General features: G+C 71.0%; 10 protein-coding genes. 4 read left to right on the forward strand and 6 right to left on the reverse strand.

The window, feature by feature from the left end; all coding sequences use genetic code 11:
- Window positions 1–114: 114 nt before the first annotated feature.
- Entirely contained in the window at window positions 115–2,577 is a 2,463-nt protein-coding gene (gene leuS / locus AB0M95_RS08215) for a leucine--tRNA ligase (RefSeq protein WP_363761114.1), read from the reverse strand.
- Window positions 2,578–3,136: 559 nt separating this feature from the next.
- On the opposite strand from leuS, the gene AB0M95_RS08220 reads away from it, so the two are divergent.
- On the forward strand, window positions 3,137–4,516 hold the full coding sequence (locus AB0M95_RS08220) for a hypothetical protein (RefSeq protein ID WP_363761116.1): 1,380 nt from the start codon (window positions 3,137–3,139) through the stop codon (window positions 4,514–4,516).
- Window positions 4,517–4,535: 19 nt separating this feature from the next.
- Here the strand turns inward: AB0M95_RS08220 and AB0M95_RS08225 are convergent, their stop codons facing one another.
- The 4 genes from AB0M95_RS08225 to AB0M95_RS08240 all read right to left on the reverse strand — a co-directional run bounded on the left by AB0M95_RS08225 (window position 4,536) and on the right by AB0M95_RS08240 (window position 10,209).
- Complete coding sequence (locus AB0M95_RS08225; RefSeq protein ID WP_363761118.1) at window positions 4,536–5,795, reverse strand: cytochrome P450; 1,260 nt, start codon at window positions 5,793–5,795, stop codon at window positions 4,536–4,538.
- A 43-nt stretch (window positions 5,796–5,838) separates the two neighbouring features.
- Window positions 5,839–7,386, reverse strand: coding sequence for a GMC family oxidoreductase N-terminal domain-containing protein (locus tag AB0M95_RS08230; RefSeq protein ID WP_363761120.1), 1,548 nt, complete (start codon window positions 7,384–7,386; stop codon window positions 5,839–5,841).
- A gap of 164 nt (window positions 7,387–7,550) precedes the next feature.
- Window positions 7,551–8,810 (reverse strand): cyclopropane-fatty-acyl-phospholipid synthase family protein, encoded by a 1,260-nt coding sequence (locus tag AB0M95_RS08235; RefSeq protein WP_363761122.1) that lies wholly within the window; start codon window positions 8,808–8,810, stop codon window positions 7,551–7,553.
- Window positions 8,811–8,823: 13 nt separating this feature from the next.
- A complete protein-coding gene (locus AB0M95_RS08240) occupies window positions 8,824–10,209 on the reverse strand; it encodes an FAD-binding oxidoreductase (RefSeq protein WP_363761124.1) in 1,386 nt (461 codons plus the stop codon).
- A gap of 241 nt (window positions 10,210–10,450) precedes the next feature.
- Here AB0M95_RS08240 and AB0M95_RS08245 point away from each other — a divergent pair, with 241 nt between their 5' ends.
- Window positions 10,451–11,644, forward strand: a complete 1,194-nt coding sequence (locus AB0M95_RS08245; RefSeq protein WP_363761126.1) for a CaiB/BaiF CoA-transferase family protein — start codon at window positions 10,451–10,453, stop codon at window positions 11,642–11,644.
- 25 nt (window positions 11,645–11,669) lie between these two features.
- Here AB0M95_RS08245 and AB0M95_RS08250 read toward each other — a convergent pair whose 3' ends face one another.
- The gene (locus tag AB0M95_RS08250; RefSeq protein ID WP_358511173.1) at window positions 11,670–12,167 is read right to left on the reverse strand and encodes a GyrI-like domain-containing protein; all 498 of its coding nucleotides are present in this window, start codon (window positions 12,165–12,167) and stop codon (window positions 11,670–11,672) included.
- A gap of 216 nt (window positions 12,168–12,383) precedes the next feature.
- On the opposite strand from AB0M95_RS08250, the gene AB0M95_RS08255 reads away from it, so the two are divergent.
- Together AB0M95_RS08255 and AB0M95_RS08260 are read left to right on the forward strand one after the other, a co-directional pair.
- Window positions 12,384–13,823, forward strand: a complete 1,440-nt coding sequence (locus tag AB0M95_RS08255) for a GuaB1 family IMP dehydrogenase-related protein (protein ID WP_363761128.1) — start codon at window positions 12,384–12,386, stop codon at window positions 13,821–13,823.
- Between the two features lie 208 nt (window positions 13,824–14,031).
- A complete protein-coding gene (locus AB0M95_RS08260) occupies window positions 14,032–14,406 on the forward strand; it encodes an FKBP-type peptidyl-prolyl cis-trans isomerase (protein ID WP_114032652.1) in 375 nt (124 codons plus the stop codon).
- The last annotated feature ends 130 nt before the right edge of the window (window positions 14,407–14,536 follow it).

Below are 14,536 nucleotides of genomic sequence, written 5' to 3' on the forward strand. Positions count from 1 at the left end.
GACCGCTCGGGCGGGTTCAGCTCGTTTCGCGCCAGGAAGCCGTGGCGGCTCAGACCGTCCCGTCCCAGGACCGTCCGATAGCCCGGACGGTTCCGCCAATGACGTCCGATCGGCTCAGGGGACGATGTTGACCAGCTTGGGCGCCCGCACGATGACCTTGCGGGGGTCACCGGACAGGTAGGCCCGCACCTTCTCCGACCCCAGGGCCAGCGCCTCCAGCTCGTCCGCCGAGATCGACGGCGAGACCTCCAGCCGGTCCCTCACCTTGCCCGCGACCTGCACGACGCACGTGACCGACTCCTGCACCAGCAGCGCCGGGTCGGCCGCCGGCCACCCGCCGTGCGCCACCGTGGGGCCGTGCCCGAGGCGCTCCCAGCCTCCCTCGGCGCAGTACGGCGCGACCAGCGACAGCATGACCGCCAGGGCCTCGGCGGCCTCGCGCACGGCCGGATCGGCGGCGCCGGGACCGGAGTCGATGGCCTTGCGCGCGGCGGAGGTCAGCTCCATCATGCGGGCCACGGCGACGTTGAAGCGGTGGGACTCGATCAGGCGGGTGACCTCGTCGATCGTCCTGTGCGTGACCTTGCGCAGCTCCAGGTCGCCGGTGACTGCGTCCACGCCGGGCGCGGAGGCGGCGCCCGCCTCGGCCATGACGCGGAAGGCCCGGGCCAGGAACTTCTGCGAGGCGGCCGCCGACAGGTCGGCCCAGTCGATGTCGTCCTCGGGCGGGCCGGCGAACACCATGGTCAGGCGGACGGCGTCCACGCCGAAGGTGTCGATCTGCTCGCCCAGGTCGACGCCGTTGCCCAGGGACTTGGACATCGCCTTGCCCTGGTTGATCACCTGGCCCTGGTTCAGCAGGCGCAGGAACGGCTCGGTGAAGTCGACCATGCCCATGTCGTGCAGGACCTTGGTGAAGAACCGCGAGTACAGCAGGTGCAGCACGGCGTGCTCGACGCCGCCGACGTACTGGTCGATCGGCCCCCAGCGCCGCACCCGCTCGACGTCGAACGGGCCGTCCTCGAAGCCGGGCGAGCAGTACCGCAGGAAGTACCACGAGGAGTCGACGAAGGTGTCCATCGTGTCGGTGTCGCGCTGGGCGGGGCCCGCGCACTTCGGGCACTCGACGTTGACCCAGTCGGTGGCGCCGGCCAGCGGGGAGACGCCCTTCGGGGCCAGCGCCTCGCCGCGCAGGTCGGGCAGCGTGACCGGCAGCTGGTCGTCCGGGACGGGGACCTCGCCGCAGTCGGGGCAGTGGATGATCGGGATCGGGGTGCCCCAGAACCGCTGGCGCGACAGCAGCCAGTCGCGCAGGCGGTAGTTGACGGCCGCGTCGCCGGTCTCGCGCTCGCGCAGGATCTCGATGATGCGGGCGATGGCCTCGACCTTGGACAGGCCGTCCAGCGGGCCGGAGTTGACCAGCGTGCCCTCGCCGGGGGTCGCGACGCCGGTCTCGCCCGGGTCGGCCAGTCCGGTATGGACGACGACCTGCACGGGCAGCTCGAACTTCAGCGCGAAGTCCAGGTCGCGCTGGTCGTGAGCGGGGACGGCCATGATCGCGCCGTGGCCGTAGTCGGACAGGACATAGTCGGCCGCCCAGACCGGGATGCGCTCGCCGTTGACCGGGTTGACGGCGTACGTCCCCAGGAAGACGCCGGTCTTCTCCTTGTCGGTGGCCAGGCGCTCGATGTCGCTCAGCTTGGCGACCTCGGCGCGGTAGGCCTCCAGCGCCGGCAGCTGCTCGGGCGCGCAGACCTCTTCGGCCAGCGGCGCGTCGGCGGCGACGACGAAGAACGTCGCGCCGTACAGCGTGTCGGGGCGGGTGGTGTAGACGGTGACGGGCTCGTCGCGGCCCTCGACGCGGAACCGGACGTCGGCGCCCTCGGAGCGGCCGATCCAGTTGCGCTGCATGGTCAGCACGCGCTCCGGCCAGCCGCCCTCCAGTTGGGCCATGTCGTCCAGCAGGCGGTCGGCGTAGTCGGTGATGCGGAAGTACCACTGGGTCAGCTCGCGGCGCACGACCTCGGTGCCGCAGCGCTCGCAGCGCCCGGCGACGACCTGCTCGTTGGCCAGAACGGTCTGGTCCTTGGGGCACCAGTTGACCAGGCCGCCCTTGCGGTAGGCCAGTCCGCGCTCGTAGAAGCGGTTGAACAGCCACTGGTTCCAGCGGTAGTACTCGGGGTCGCTGGTGTGCAGGCGGCGGGACCAGTCGAAGGAGATGCCGTACCGCCGGAACGAGGTGGCCTGGGTCTCGATGTTGGCGTACGTCCACTCGGCGGGGTGGGCGTTGCGCTTGATCGCGGCGTTCTCGGCGGGCAGGCCGAAGGAGTCCCAGCCGATGGGGTGCAGGACGTTGTAGCCGCGCTGGAACCAGTAGCGGGCGACGACGTCGGCCAGGGCGAAGACCTCGCCGTGGCCCATGTGCAGGTCGCCCGAGGGGTAGGGGAACATGTCGAGCAGGTATTTGCGGGGACGCTCGTCGGCGGCGTCCTCACCTGCCCGGTAGGGGTCCAGTTCCTCCCACCGCGACTGCCACTTCGCCTGCAGCGCCTGCGGATCGTACTGCTCGTCACTCACGGCCCATGTCCCTCGGTTGACTCGGCGTGGATGGCTCGACCAATAAAAAACCCCCCGTGTCCACGAGGGGCAGCCGCGGCGACCGGTCTCAGCTCGGCCGACGCGGCCCGCCAAGAAGCAAGGTCCCGCCACGCATAGCTCAAGGGTAGCGCAGCCGACAATCTGTCTTCCTACCGTTTGTGCGGCACCCCCGCCGGCTCAGGGGGAACCCCGCAGGAAACAGTCACACAGCGACCCAACGATGATAGATCCGTTGTGACCTCATATGTCCCTTTAGTTTACCCTTTTCGCCGTGGCGAACTCGTTCGAGCGGGAGCGCGGCCCGCAAATCCCCCAAGAGGGCCTGCCGATGCAGGATCCGCCGACCGATCCGACCGGGCTCCGGCTGCCGGAGGCTTTCTCGCATTCTCCTGCGAAGACCCCCGCTTCACATGAGATCATGCCCAGCACCCCCAATCCGGGCATGATGTCGGGAGGTTCGCCAGCAATGGCTCCTGAGCAGACCAGCCGGCCTACGCACCCCCCGGCGTGGCCTGAGAACCCTCCCGCGTGGCCCGAGATGCCACCACCCCCGCCGCCGCCCTCCCCTTCGGTCTTCGACCCCCGGCCCACGGGGCCCCAGGCGTACGAGTCCCGCCCGACCGGCCCTCAGTCCTACGAGCCCCGGCCCACCGGCGCTCAGGGATACGAGTCCCGCCCGACCGGTCCCCAGACCTACGAGCCGCGGCCCACGGGGCCCCAGGGGTACGAGCCGCCCGGCGGATCCCGGCCGCAGACCGCGTCCTACGTGCCGCCCGGCACCGAGACCACCATGCGCGTCTCGGACCTGCAGGCGGCTCCGGGCCGGCGGAACGACGGCCCGGAGGGTCCCGCGCACCCGGCCCCCGCGCACCCGACCCTCTGGCAGCAGGCCCCCGGACACCAGCCCGCGCCCGCCTGGCCCCCTCAGGGGCAGCACCCGGAAGCACAGCAGCCTCAGGGGCACCAGCACGGGCAGCACCAGCGTCCCCCGGCTCCCCCGCAGGCGCCCATCGACCCGTACAAGCCGTTCGTCACCGCCGGGCAGATCAGCGGCCCGAAGACCCCGCCGCCCGAGCGCCAGCAGGAGCTGTGGAACACGGTCTTCGGCGAGAACTACGACGCCATGGAAGAGGACTCCGACGGCGGCGAGGGCGGCAGGCGCGTGTGGCTGCTCGCGCTGGTCGTCTCCGTGGTGGTCGCCCTGGTCCTGGCCCTGGTGTGGGCGTTCCTCGCCGGCCCGCTCAGCTCGGCCTCCGGCGACGCCGGCGCCGCGGCGAACCCCTCGGGGGACGCGGGCCGGAGCACGGCGAAGGCGTCGCCCTCGCGGACGCAGGCGAGCACCAAGCCGCAGTCCATCGGCAGGCTTCCGAAGTACCCGGGCGAGGCGTCCCCTCGAGCGGGCGCCCTCACCGATGCGGAGTCGGCCATCACCGTGGCCAGGCTCGGCGGCCCGTGGCGGCTGGACTCGCGCTCCGAGCACGTCCGCTCGACCTACGGCTTCGCGACGCGCCAGTACGTCGCCGCCGGGACCGACGAGTCGGGCGCCCCGGCGTTCGCGCAGGTCATGACCGGTCCGCTGGCGAAGGGGCTGGCGGCCAAGTACTCGGCGGACGACCCCTCCGACCTGACCCCGGTGATCAGCGCGGTCGCCTTCTCGGCGCGCAACAAGTTCTTCCCCGAGGGCAACAAGGTGGTGAAGACGGCCGAGCAGCGCGTGTCCGCCGGTGGCCGTCCGGCGCGCCTGGTGGCCTACGAGGTGCTCGCGGGCGGCGCCAAGACGACGCTGGTGGTGGCCGCGGTGAGCACGGGCGCCGACCTGCCGGTGATCGTCTACATGTCCGTGCCGGACAGCAAGAAGGAACTGCTGCCCGACGTCAACACGATCTTCTCGTCGATCCGCCCGGTGGCCGCCTCCTGAGTGAGGCCCGCGCGGGCGGTCAGCTCAGGCGGTAGCTCATGTGCTTGATGCCGTTGATGAAGTTGGAGAGAAGGTAGTCCGGCTCGCCCGTGGCGCGGATGCCGGGCGCGCGGGTGAACAGCTCGCGGAACATGACCGTGACCTCACGCCGCGCCAGGTGGGCGCCGAGGCAGTAGTGCGGGCCGGGGCCGCCGAACCCGACGTGGGGGTTCGGGCTGCGGGTGATGTCGAAGACTTCCGGGTCGTCGAACATCGCCTCGTCGCGGTTGGCCGAGTTGTAGAACAGCAGGACCTTGTCGCCCTTGACGTAGTGCTGCCCGTTCATCTCGTGGTCGCGGGTCACCGTGCGCCGGAACTGGATCACCGGGGTGGCGTAGCGGATGACCTCCTCGACGGCGCCGGGCAGGTGGGCGTCCAGGTCGCCGAGCAGCAGGTCGCGCTGGTCGGGGTTGTCGGTGAAGAGCTTGAGGCCGTGGGCGATGGCGTTGCGCGTGGTCTCGCTGCCCGCGACGACGAGCAGGATGAAGAACGAGCCGAGCTCCTGGGCGGTCAGGTGCTCCTCGCCGTTGACGAGCATGCTGGTGAGGTCGCCGGTCGGGCGGGCGCGCCGCTCGCGGCCGAGGCCCCGGGCCAGGCTGTTGAGCGCGTGCCCGGAGCGCAGCAGGCGGGCGATTCCCCGGGCGACGTTCAGGCGGCTCATGTCGGGCCGGATCCCGGTGTACTCGACGTCGGCGTTGCCGAGGATGACGTTGGTGTGCCGTAACACCATGTCCTGATATTTCGGCGGAATGCCCATCATGTCGCAGATGACCTGGACGGGCAGCCGCGCGGCCACCTGCGGGACGAAGTCTCCCGCGCCCTCGGAGATCGCCTGGTCGACGATCTCACGCGCCGCCCTGGCGACGTCCTCCTCCATCTTCTGGAGGATCCTCGGGGTGAACGCGCGCGAGACGATCCTGCGCAGGCGCGCGTGCCGCGGGTCGTCCATGTTGATCATCGAGCCGAAGTAGACCGCGAGCCACCTCGGCATGTCGGGGATGCTGTTGGACGTCGGCTCGCTGCTGAAGACGCCCGCGTTGCGGCTGGCCTCGGTCACGTCGGCGTGCCGCACGAGCGCGTAGTAGCCCTTGCCGCCGCCGATGAACGGGATGCGCTGCTCGGACATGAAGGCCGGCCTGTCCAGTTCGCGCAGGCGGCGGAAGGCGTCCGCGCGCTCCCGTCGCGGCAGCCCCCAGAAGGGCATGTCGGACAGGTCGATCTCCACCGCGCCAAGCGTCATCTGCGCACCTCCGGGTCCATGCTTCGGCGATCGTCTCCGCGCGTCAAGAGGACCGGATCAGATCGGCCGCCTTTTCGGCGATCATGACGGTCGGGGCCTGCGTGTGCCCCCGGTTGAGCGACGGCATGACCGAGACGTCGGCCACGCGCAGCCCCGGTACCCCGATCACCCGGAGCGTGGGGTCGACCACCGCGTCGTCGTCGATGCCCATCTTGCAGGTACCCGCCGGGTGGTACAGCGTCTCGGCCGCCTCGCGCGCGTACCGGGCCAGCTCCTCGTCGGTCGTCTCCCCTCCGTACGGCCTCATCGGCCTGCCCGCGTACGGCCGCAGGGCCGCGGTCTCGAGCAGCGCCCGCGCCCGCTTCAGCCCGGCGACCAGGCGCCGGACGTCGGCCTCCGCGGTGAGGTAGCACGGGTCCACGACCACGCCGCCGCCCTCGGCGAGGATGACCCGTCCGCGGCTCTCCGGCCGCAGCAGGATGGCGCCGATGGTCAGGCCGTGCCCGGACGGCGGGGTGAGCCCGTGATCCACGAACGGCACGGGCGCGAAGATCAGCTCGATGTCGGGGGCGGGCTCCTCCGGCGAGGTCCTGAGGAAGGCCACGGCCTCGCCCACGTTGGAGGACAGCGGCCCGCGCCGCCCGAACAGGTAGCGCGCGAGGTTGCCGGGCGTCTCGGCCGTGGCGAGGGTCACCGGCACCGGGCACTCCACGACCACGCCGGCGGCGAGGTGGTCCATCAGGTTGCGTCCCACCCCGGGCAGCTCGTGCCGAGGCTCCACACCGGCCGCCCGCAGCTCGTCGGGGTCGCCGATGCCCGAGCGCATCAGCAGCCTCGGCGATCCGACCGCGCCCGCCGTGACGATCACCTCCCGGCCGGCGGTCACGCGCCTGCCCTCGCCGTACTCGACCCCGGTCGCGCGACCGGTGCCGTCCAGCAGTACCCGGCGGGCCTCGGCGGCGGTCAGCACGGTCAGGTTGGGGCGGGACATGGCGGGCCTGAGGTAGGCGTCGGCGGCGCTCCACCTCCGGCCGCGGTCCTGGAGGACAGGAGTCTGGGAGAAACCCTCGTTGGAGGGGCCGTTCAGCTCCTCCAGCCGGGCCATCCCGGCCTCCTCGCAGGCGCTCAGGAACGCCAGAGTCGTCTCGTTGGGGTCGCGCAGCTCGGAGACCAGCAGCGGCCCCCCGGTGCCGTACACCTCGCCGCGGTTGGAGCCGACGCGCCGCTCCGAGCGCCTGAAGTACGGCAGGACCTCGTCGTAGGACCAGCCCGGCAGGTTCCAGCCGTCGTAGTCGGCCCGGTGTCCGCGCACCCACATCTGCGCGTTGATGGACGACGACCCGCCGAGCGTCCTGCCCTGCGGCCAGTACAGCTCGCGGCCGGACATCTCCGTCTGCTTGGCGGTGGTGTAGTTCCAGTCGTGGCGGGTCTTGAAAAGCTTGGAGAACGCGGCAGGCACCCGGATCTCCATCCGCCGATCGGCCCCGCCGGCCTCCAGCAGGGCCACCCGCACCGCGGGGTCGGCCGAGAGCCGGTTGGCGAGCACGCAGCCCGCCACGCCCGCGCCGACGATGACGTAGTCGTAGTCCATTGGTGTCTCCGGGGTGTACGGCGGCCTTTCCCGTACTTACGCCGTTCGCCGCCCCGCGTCCACGCCTGTTACCGATACGTAGCGTTACTGACGCCGTGCCGCGCGGGGGACGGCGGGGACACCGGTGAGCGGCCGGTCTTCCGGTGACCGGCCGCCCGTTATCGTCAGGGCCAGGTGAGAGCCGGCCGCAGCGGGACGCCCGCCTCGCCGTGCTCGCCCAGCTTGACGCCGAGCACCTGGTGGAGCTGCACCTTGTTGCGCTCGAAGCCGACGATGCTCCCCGCCATGTACAGCCGCCAGACGCGGGCCGTGCCGGGGCCGACCTCGGCGACCGCCTCGTCCCAGTGGTCGTCGAGGTTCGCGCACCACTTCTCGAGGGTCTTGGCGTAGTGCTCGCGCAGGTTCTCCTCGTGCCGGATCTCGAACCCGAGGTCCTCCATCTGGCGGATGAGGTGGCCCACCGACTCCAGCTCGCCGTCGGGGAAGACGTAGCGGTTGATGAAACCGCCCTTGTTGATCGTCCGCTCCGTGCCGGTGGGCCGCGTGATGCAGTGGTTGAGCATCCGGCCGCCGGGCTTGAGCTTGCCGTAGAGGAAGCCGAAGTAGCCCGGGAGCTGGTCCTTGCCGATGTGCTCGGTGAGCCCGATCGAGCTGACCGCGTCGAAGCCGGTCTCGGGCACGTCGCGGTAGTCCAGGTGGCGGACCTCGGCGAGCTCCGACAGCCCGGCCTCGGCGATGGCCTTCTGCGCCCACTCGGCCTGCTGGCGCGAGAGCGTGACCCCGAGGCCCTTGACGCCGTAGTGCTTGGCCGCGTGCATCACCATGCCGCCCCAGCCGCAGCCGACGTCCAGCAGGCGCATGCCCGGCTTGAGGTCGAGCTTCTTGGCGACCAGGTCGAACTTCGCGTACTGCGCCTCTTCGAGCGAGGAGTCCTGCTCGGGGAACACCGCGCAGGTGTAGGCCATGGACGGGCCGAGCACCCACTCGTAGAACGTGTTCGAGACGTCGTAGTGGTGGTGGATCGCCTCGGCGTCGCGCTGCTTGGCGTGACGGCTGCCGAGCCTGGCGAGCGCGCTGCGGCGCACCTCCTGCGGCGGCGGGGGGACCCGCATCAGCAGCGGCTTCAGGCCGAGCGAGCGCGCGACGGAGAACTTCTCCTTCGCCGACATGTCGTTCAGCGTGATGCGCGCCATGCCCGACAGCAGGGCGTACATGTCCCCCTGCACGTCGACGTGCCCGGCGATGTACGCCCGTGCCAGCCCCATCTCGCCGGGCGACTGGGCGAGGTAGGCCACCGCGATGGGCGACTTCACCTCGATGCGCACGATGGCGTCCGACCGCCCGGCCTTGCTGCCGTCGTACGCGGCGAACGCGACGTTCGCCTCAGGCCCGACGATCTTCTCGAAGATCTGGGCGAGTGTCATCGAACCAACCTCCTCAACGCCCCCGGACGCACTTGTCATAGAGGTCGAGCAGCCGTCCCTCCGGGTCGTAGGCCCGTTTGACCGGCCAGTAGGCGTCGCCGTTGTAGAGACGCCAGAACTCATCACGGGGGTAGAAAGATGTCGAATACAGGGACTTGTGGCCGCCGAGCTCGTGGACCGAGTTCTCGATGAGCCGGTTGTGGTAGCCGTCGAACTGCCCGCGTGGCAGGGCCACCATTCCCCAGAATCCGATGTTCAGGTAGAGCCTTCCCGGCTCCAGGGGGTAGATCGGCCACTCGCGGGTGGCCTTGAGCGGGCACATCCAAACAGGGGTCATGCCCACCTTGTCCTGGAAGAATTCCAGGAAATCGGCGCCACGCTCGACCGGCACCTCGACGTCCTGGATGACCGACTCGTGCATGGGGTTGTCCCGCCACCGGTCGATGCGCGCGGTCACGCCGTACTTCTGGTTCAGGCCGACGAGCTTGCGGTAGACGTCCGAGCGCAGCCAGCGGCGCGGCATCAGCGAGCGGACGAGCGGCTGCTGCACGCCGAACGCGCGCGAGCACCAGAACCAGTCGGTGTCCCAGCGCCAGAGGTAGTCGCGGACGGTCAGCCAGTCGCGGGTGCGGGTGCGGATCGACTGGTAGTAGATGCGCATCCCGGTGTAGTCCGAGGCGTACGGCGCGCGGTCGGCGAACTGCCCGATCGTGATGTACATCTCGCCGGGCTCGAAGTACGTGCCGTCGACGAAGTCGACCGCCTCGCCGTCGTACTGCCCGCTGTCGCAGATCTCCTGCATGGCGAGCATGCACTTGTCGGCGTCGGAGAACGGGATGTGCGTGAGCCGCACGTACGGCTTGACGGGCAGCAGCTTGATGCGCAGGCGCAGGGCGTAGCCGAGCGTGCCGTAGCTGTTGGGGAACGACCGGAAGAGGTCCGCGTGCTCGTTGTCCTCCCGGGCGACCACGACGCGGCCGTCGCCGGTGAGGATCTCCATTTCCTCGACCGACTCGTGCGGCAGGCCGTGGCGGAAGCTGGAGGACTCGATGCCGAGGCCCGTCACCGCCCCGCCGAGGGTGATCGTCTTGAGCTGCGGGACGACGTAGGGCATCAGCCCGGACGGCAGCGTGGCGTCCACCAGGCGCTCGTAGGTCGTCATACCCTGGACCTCGGCGGTCCTGGTCTCGGGGTCGACCTGGATGACCTGGTCCAGGTCGCGCGCCGAGAGCTTCGCCGCCGCCCTGCCCGAATCCCGGAAACGGAACAGATTGGTGGTCGGCTTGGAGAGCCTCGGGGAGGCGCCCTCCGGGAGGGCGGTGAAAGACTCCCTGATCTGCTCCACGGCCCTGCGGTGGGCCGTCATCTGGGCGGTCGTCTTTACCGTGTCATCTGGCATGCCACCACCCCCTGGAAGTTAAGTGTCGGAGATCGTCGCTAGCACGCTATCTCCTGAGTTGACCAGCGACCAGAGTAGACACGTTAAACACGCGCAAACTCAGGGGCCCCCTGTAAAGCCCGGTGGGACAAGGGTTAGCGTCGTCTTTCCAGGTGGACACCGTCCCACTCCGGGCCGACTCCACCAAGCGTTTGCTCGCCTTCGCGAGGGCGTCCGGGCGCCGTACCCCTAGGAGAAGATCATGAGCCGCGACGGAGCCCGCGAGAACCCGGGCACGGAGGCCTCGCAGGACGGCGGGGGCAGGCGCACCGGCCCGCTGGCCGGGATCCGCGTGCTGGAGCTCGCCGGGCTCGCCCCCGGGCCCTTCGCGGGCATGATGCTGGCCGACCACGGCGCCGAGGTCCTCAGGATCGACCGCGTCTCCGCCGTCACCGCCGCCGGCGACCGCCCCCGCCCCGACGCGATGGACCGCGGCAAACGGACGATCGGCCTGGACCTGAGGTCCGCCGAGGGCGTCGCCGCGTTCAAGCGCCTCGCCGCCGGCGCCGACGTCGTGATCGAGGTGTTCCGCCCCGGCGTCGCCGAACGGCTCGGCATCGGACCGGACGACCTGCGCGCCGTCAACGAGCGGCTCGTCTACGGCCGCATGACCGGCTGGGGCCAGGACGGCCCGCTGGCGCGCACCGCCGGGCACGACATCGACTACGTCGCCGTCGCGGGCGTCCTGTCCATGCTCGGCAGGGCCGGGGACAAACCGACCCCGCCGATCAACATCATCGGCGACTTCGCGGGCGGCGGCCTGATGCTGGCCTACGGCGTCCTGCTCGCCCTGTTCGAGCGCGAGCGCACCGGCCGCGGGACGGTGATCGACGCGGCGATGGTGGACGGCGCGGCCCTGCTGTTCGCGATGTTCGCCCACAGCGCCCAGGCCGGGCTCTGGGGCCCGCGCGGCACCAACCTGCTCGACACCGGCGCCCCCATGTACGACACCTACGCGACCGCGGACGGCGGGTACGTCGCGGTCGGCGCGCTGGAACCGGCCTTCTACGAGGAACTGCTGGCCAGGACCGGCCTCACGGACCTGCCGAGCCGCGACGACCGCGCCAACTGGCCGGAGATCCGCCGGCGGCTCACGGCCGCGTTCGCCTCGAAGACCCGCGCCGAATGGGAGCGGATCTTCGAGGGCTCCGACGCGTGCGTCTCCCCCGTCCTGGACATCGGCGAGGCCGCCAGGCACCCGCACAACGCGGCCCGCGGCACGTACGTCGAGGTGGGCGGCGTCGTCCAGCCCGCGCCCGCGCCCCGCCTGCTCGACGGCGGGCGGGAAGGCGGGCACGGCGGCCTCGCTCCGGCCACCCGGTTGCACGACCTGTCCGCCTGGGGCATCGCCGAGGATGACGCCAAGGCGCTGCGCGAGGCGGGCGTCCTGGCCTGACCGGCGCGGCCCCGCCCGGGTCCCGCTACGCCTGGACGTGGTCCCTGCCCTGCTGACCCGCCGGGGCGGGCAGGACGGCCAGGTACAGGTCGACCCCCGCCGCGTGGTGGACTTCCAGGTCGGTCGAGAACGCCCGCGCCGGGACGCCGCCGGACTCGGTGTGCCTCCAGACCTGCTGCCAGGCGTCGATCAGCGCCTGCGGCATCGGCCCGTGCGCCTCCACCGTCAACGACTGCACGCCGGGCACCCGGACCGCGACCATCCCCTCCGGCAGCCCCGCCGCCGTGCGGATCGCCACCCCCACGATCTGCGTGAAGGCGCCCTGGTGATCGCTCTCGTAGTCGGTCAGCACCGCGTACAGCTTGTCGTCCACGCGCCCCGGCACGTGCGCGAAGGCCCCCGGCGCTCCCGCCCGCTGCCACAGGCCCGGCAGCAGCGCCCGCGATGGATCGGCCTCCGCCGCGTTGCTGGTGCGCACGGCGTAACCGACGACAAGTACCTCCGGTCGTTCAACGATGAACATCGAGCCTCCAATTTCCAGGGGCACCCCGCCCCCTGCCCTCGCCCGATCGCGCCGAGCCGATCGGGCGGTCAATGTATCCATAGCGGAACATCGTCGTCTCGATCATCGCGCACAGAGGCATCGGGCGCGGCCCACAGCACGTGTACAGAACGACATATCGCGCAACTGAGCTGGGAAATCCCATTGTTTACCATGTATCGCATAGGCTGATCCAACGTGCGATTCCTCAACGATCAGGCACCGATCTACGACCTGACCTACAGCGACGTTTTCATGGTCCCCTCGCGGTCGGCGGTCGGCAGCCGGCTCGCCGTGGACCTGTCCACCGGAGACGGCACCGGCACCACCATCCCGATCGTGGTCGCCAACATGACCGCCGTCGCCGGACGCCGCATGGCCGAGACCATCGCCCGGCGCGGCGGCATCACCGTCCTGCCCCAGGACATCCCCATCGACGTCGTCGCCGAGGTGATCGACTGGGTGAAGAAGCGCGACCTCGTGCACGACACCCCGATCACGCTCACCGCCCACGAGACCGTGGGCGAGGCCCTGAACCTGCTGCCCAAGCGCGCGCACGGCGCGGTCATCGTCGTCGACTGGGAGAACCGGCCCATCGGCGTCCTCACCGAGGCCGACTGCCACGGCGTCGACATGTTCACCCAGCTCTCGCAGGTGATGTCCGGCTCGCCGCTCACCATCCCCGCCGGCACCGACCCGCGCGCCGCGTTCGAGCTCCTGCACGAGGGACGCCACCGGCTCGCCCCCGTGGTCGACGGCGACGGCCGCCTCGTCGGCGTCCTCACCCGCACCGGCGCCCTGCGCGCCACCCTGTACGAGCCCGCCGTGGACGCCGAGGGACGCCTGCGCATCGCCGCCGCCGTCGGCATCAACGGCGAAGTCGCCGCCAAGGCCAAGGAACTGCTCGACGCGGGCGTCGACTGCCTCGTCGTCGACACCGCCCACGGCCACCAGGAGAAGATGCTCGCCGCCCTCGCCGCCGTGCGCGCCCTCACCCCGGACGTCCCCGTCGCCGCGGGCAACGTCGTCACCGCAGCCGGGGTGCGCGACCTCGCCGCGGCCGGCGCCGACATCGTCAAGGTCGGCGTCGGGCCGGGCGCCATGTGCACCACCCGCATGATGACCGGCGTCGGCAGGCCGCAGTTCTCCGCCGTCCTCGAATGCTCCGCCGAGGCCCGCAGGCTCGGCAGGCACGTGTGGGCCGACGGAGGCGTGCGCCACCCGCGCGACGTCGCCCTCGCCCTCGCCGCCGGGGCGTCCAACGTGATGATCGGCTCGTGGTTCGCCGGCACCTACGAATCGCCCGGCGACGCCCGCACCGACGCCAACGGCCGCCGGTACAAGGAGAACTTCGGCATGGCCTCCGCACGTGCCGTCCGGCTGCGCACCGCCGACGACACCCCCTTCGAACGGGCGCGCAAGGCGCTGTTCGAGGAGGGCATCTCGACCTCGCGGATGTACCTGGACCCGCTGCGGCCCGGCGTCGAAGACCAGATCGACGCGATCGTCGCCGGGCTGCGCTCGTCCCTGACCTACGCGGGCGCCACCAACCTGGAGGAGTTCCACGAGCGGGCGGTGGTCGGCATCCAGAGCTCCTCGGGCTACTCCGAAGGCATGCCCCTCCACCAGAGCTGGTAACTCCTCCCCTTCAGCCAGAAACGTGCCGAATGTGGCTGAAATGGGGTCGCCCGCGGCCCGTGGCCGACGATCACATAATGAGCCCTCGCCGCCCGTCCGCCCCCGTGACCCCGTAGAGTCATCCGGTCGGCCGGAGAGCCGGCCGACGCCCGGTCCGAGCGCGCCCGGTGAGACTTCCAGGGCAGCGCACACTAATCAAGGAGAACACGTGGCACTCGAGAAGCCCGAGATCGACTTTCCGGAGGGCGACGCGCCGGCGGACCTCGAGATCGTAGACATCACCGTGGGCGACGGCGAGGAGGCCAAGCCCGGACACATGGTGAACGTGCACTATGTCGGCGTGGCGTTCTCCACGGGCGAGGAGTTCGACGCGTCCTGGAACCGTGGCGACTCGTTCCAGTTCCCGCTCGGGGCCGGACGCGTCATCGCCGGGTGGGACCAGGGTGTCGCCGGGATGCGCGTGGGCGGTCGCCGCCGGCTGACGATCCCGCCGCACCTGGGCTACGGCAACCGTGGCGCGGGCAACGCCATCAAGCCGGGCGAGACGTTGATCTTCGTGGTCGACCTGCTCGGCGTGAGCTGACGGCCCGCTCGCCGCACAGGTGACCGTGGTGGCCCGGTGGCCGCCCGGCCTCCCGCCCGACACGGGCGTGACCTCGACGACCACCTCCCACCACAGGTCACCCCCGGCGAGAATCCCTGACCCTCGCGAT

Origin of the sequence: Sphaerisporangium sp. NPDC051017 (assembly GCF_040683095.1) — a bacterium.
Taxonomy (GTDB): Bacteria; Actinomycetota; Actinomycetes; order Streptosporangiales; family Streptosporangiaceae; genus Sphaerisporangium.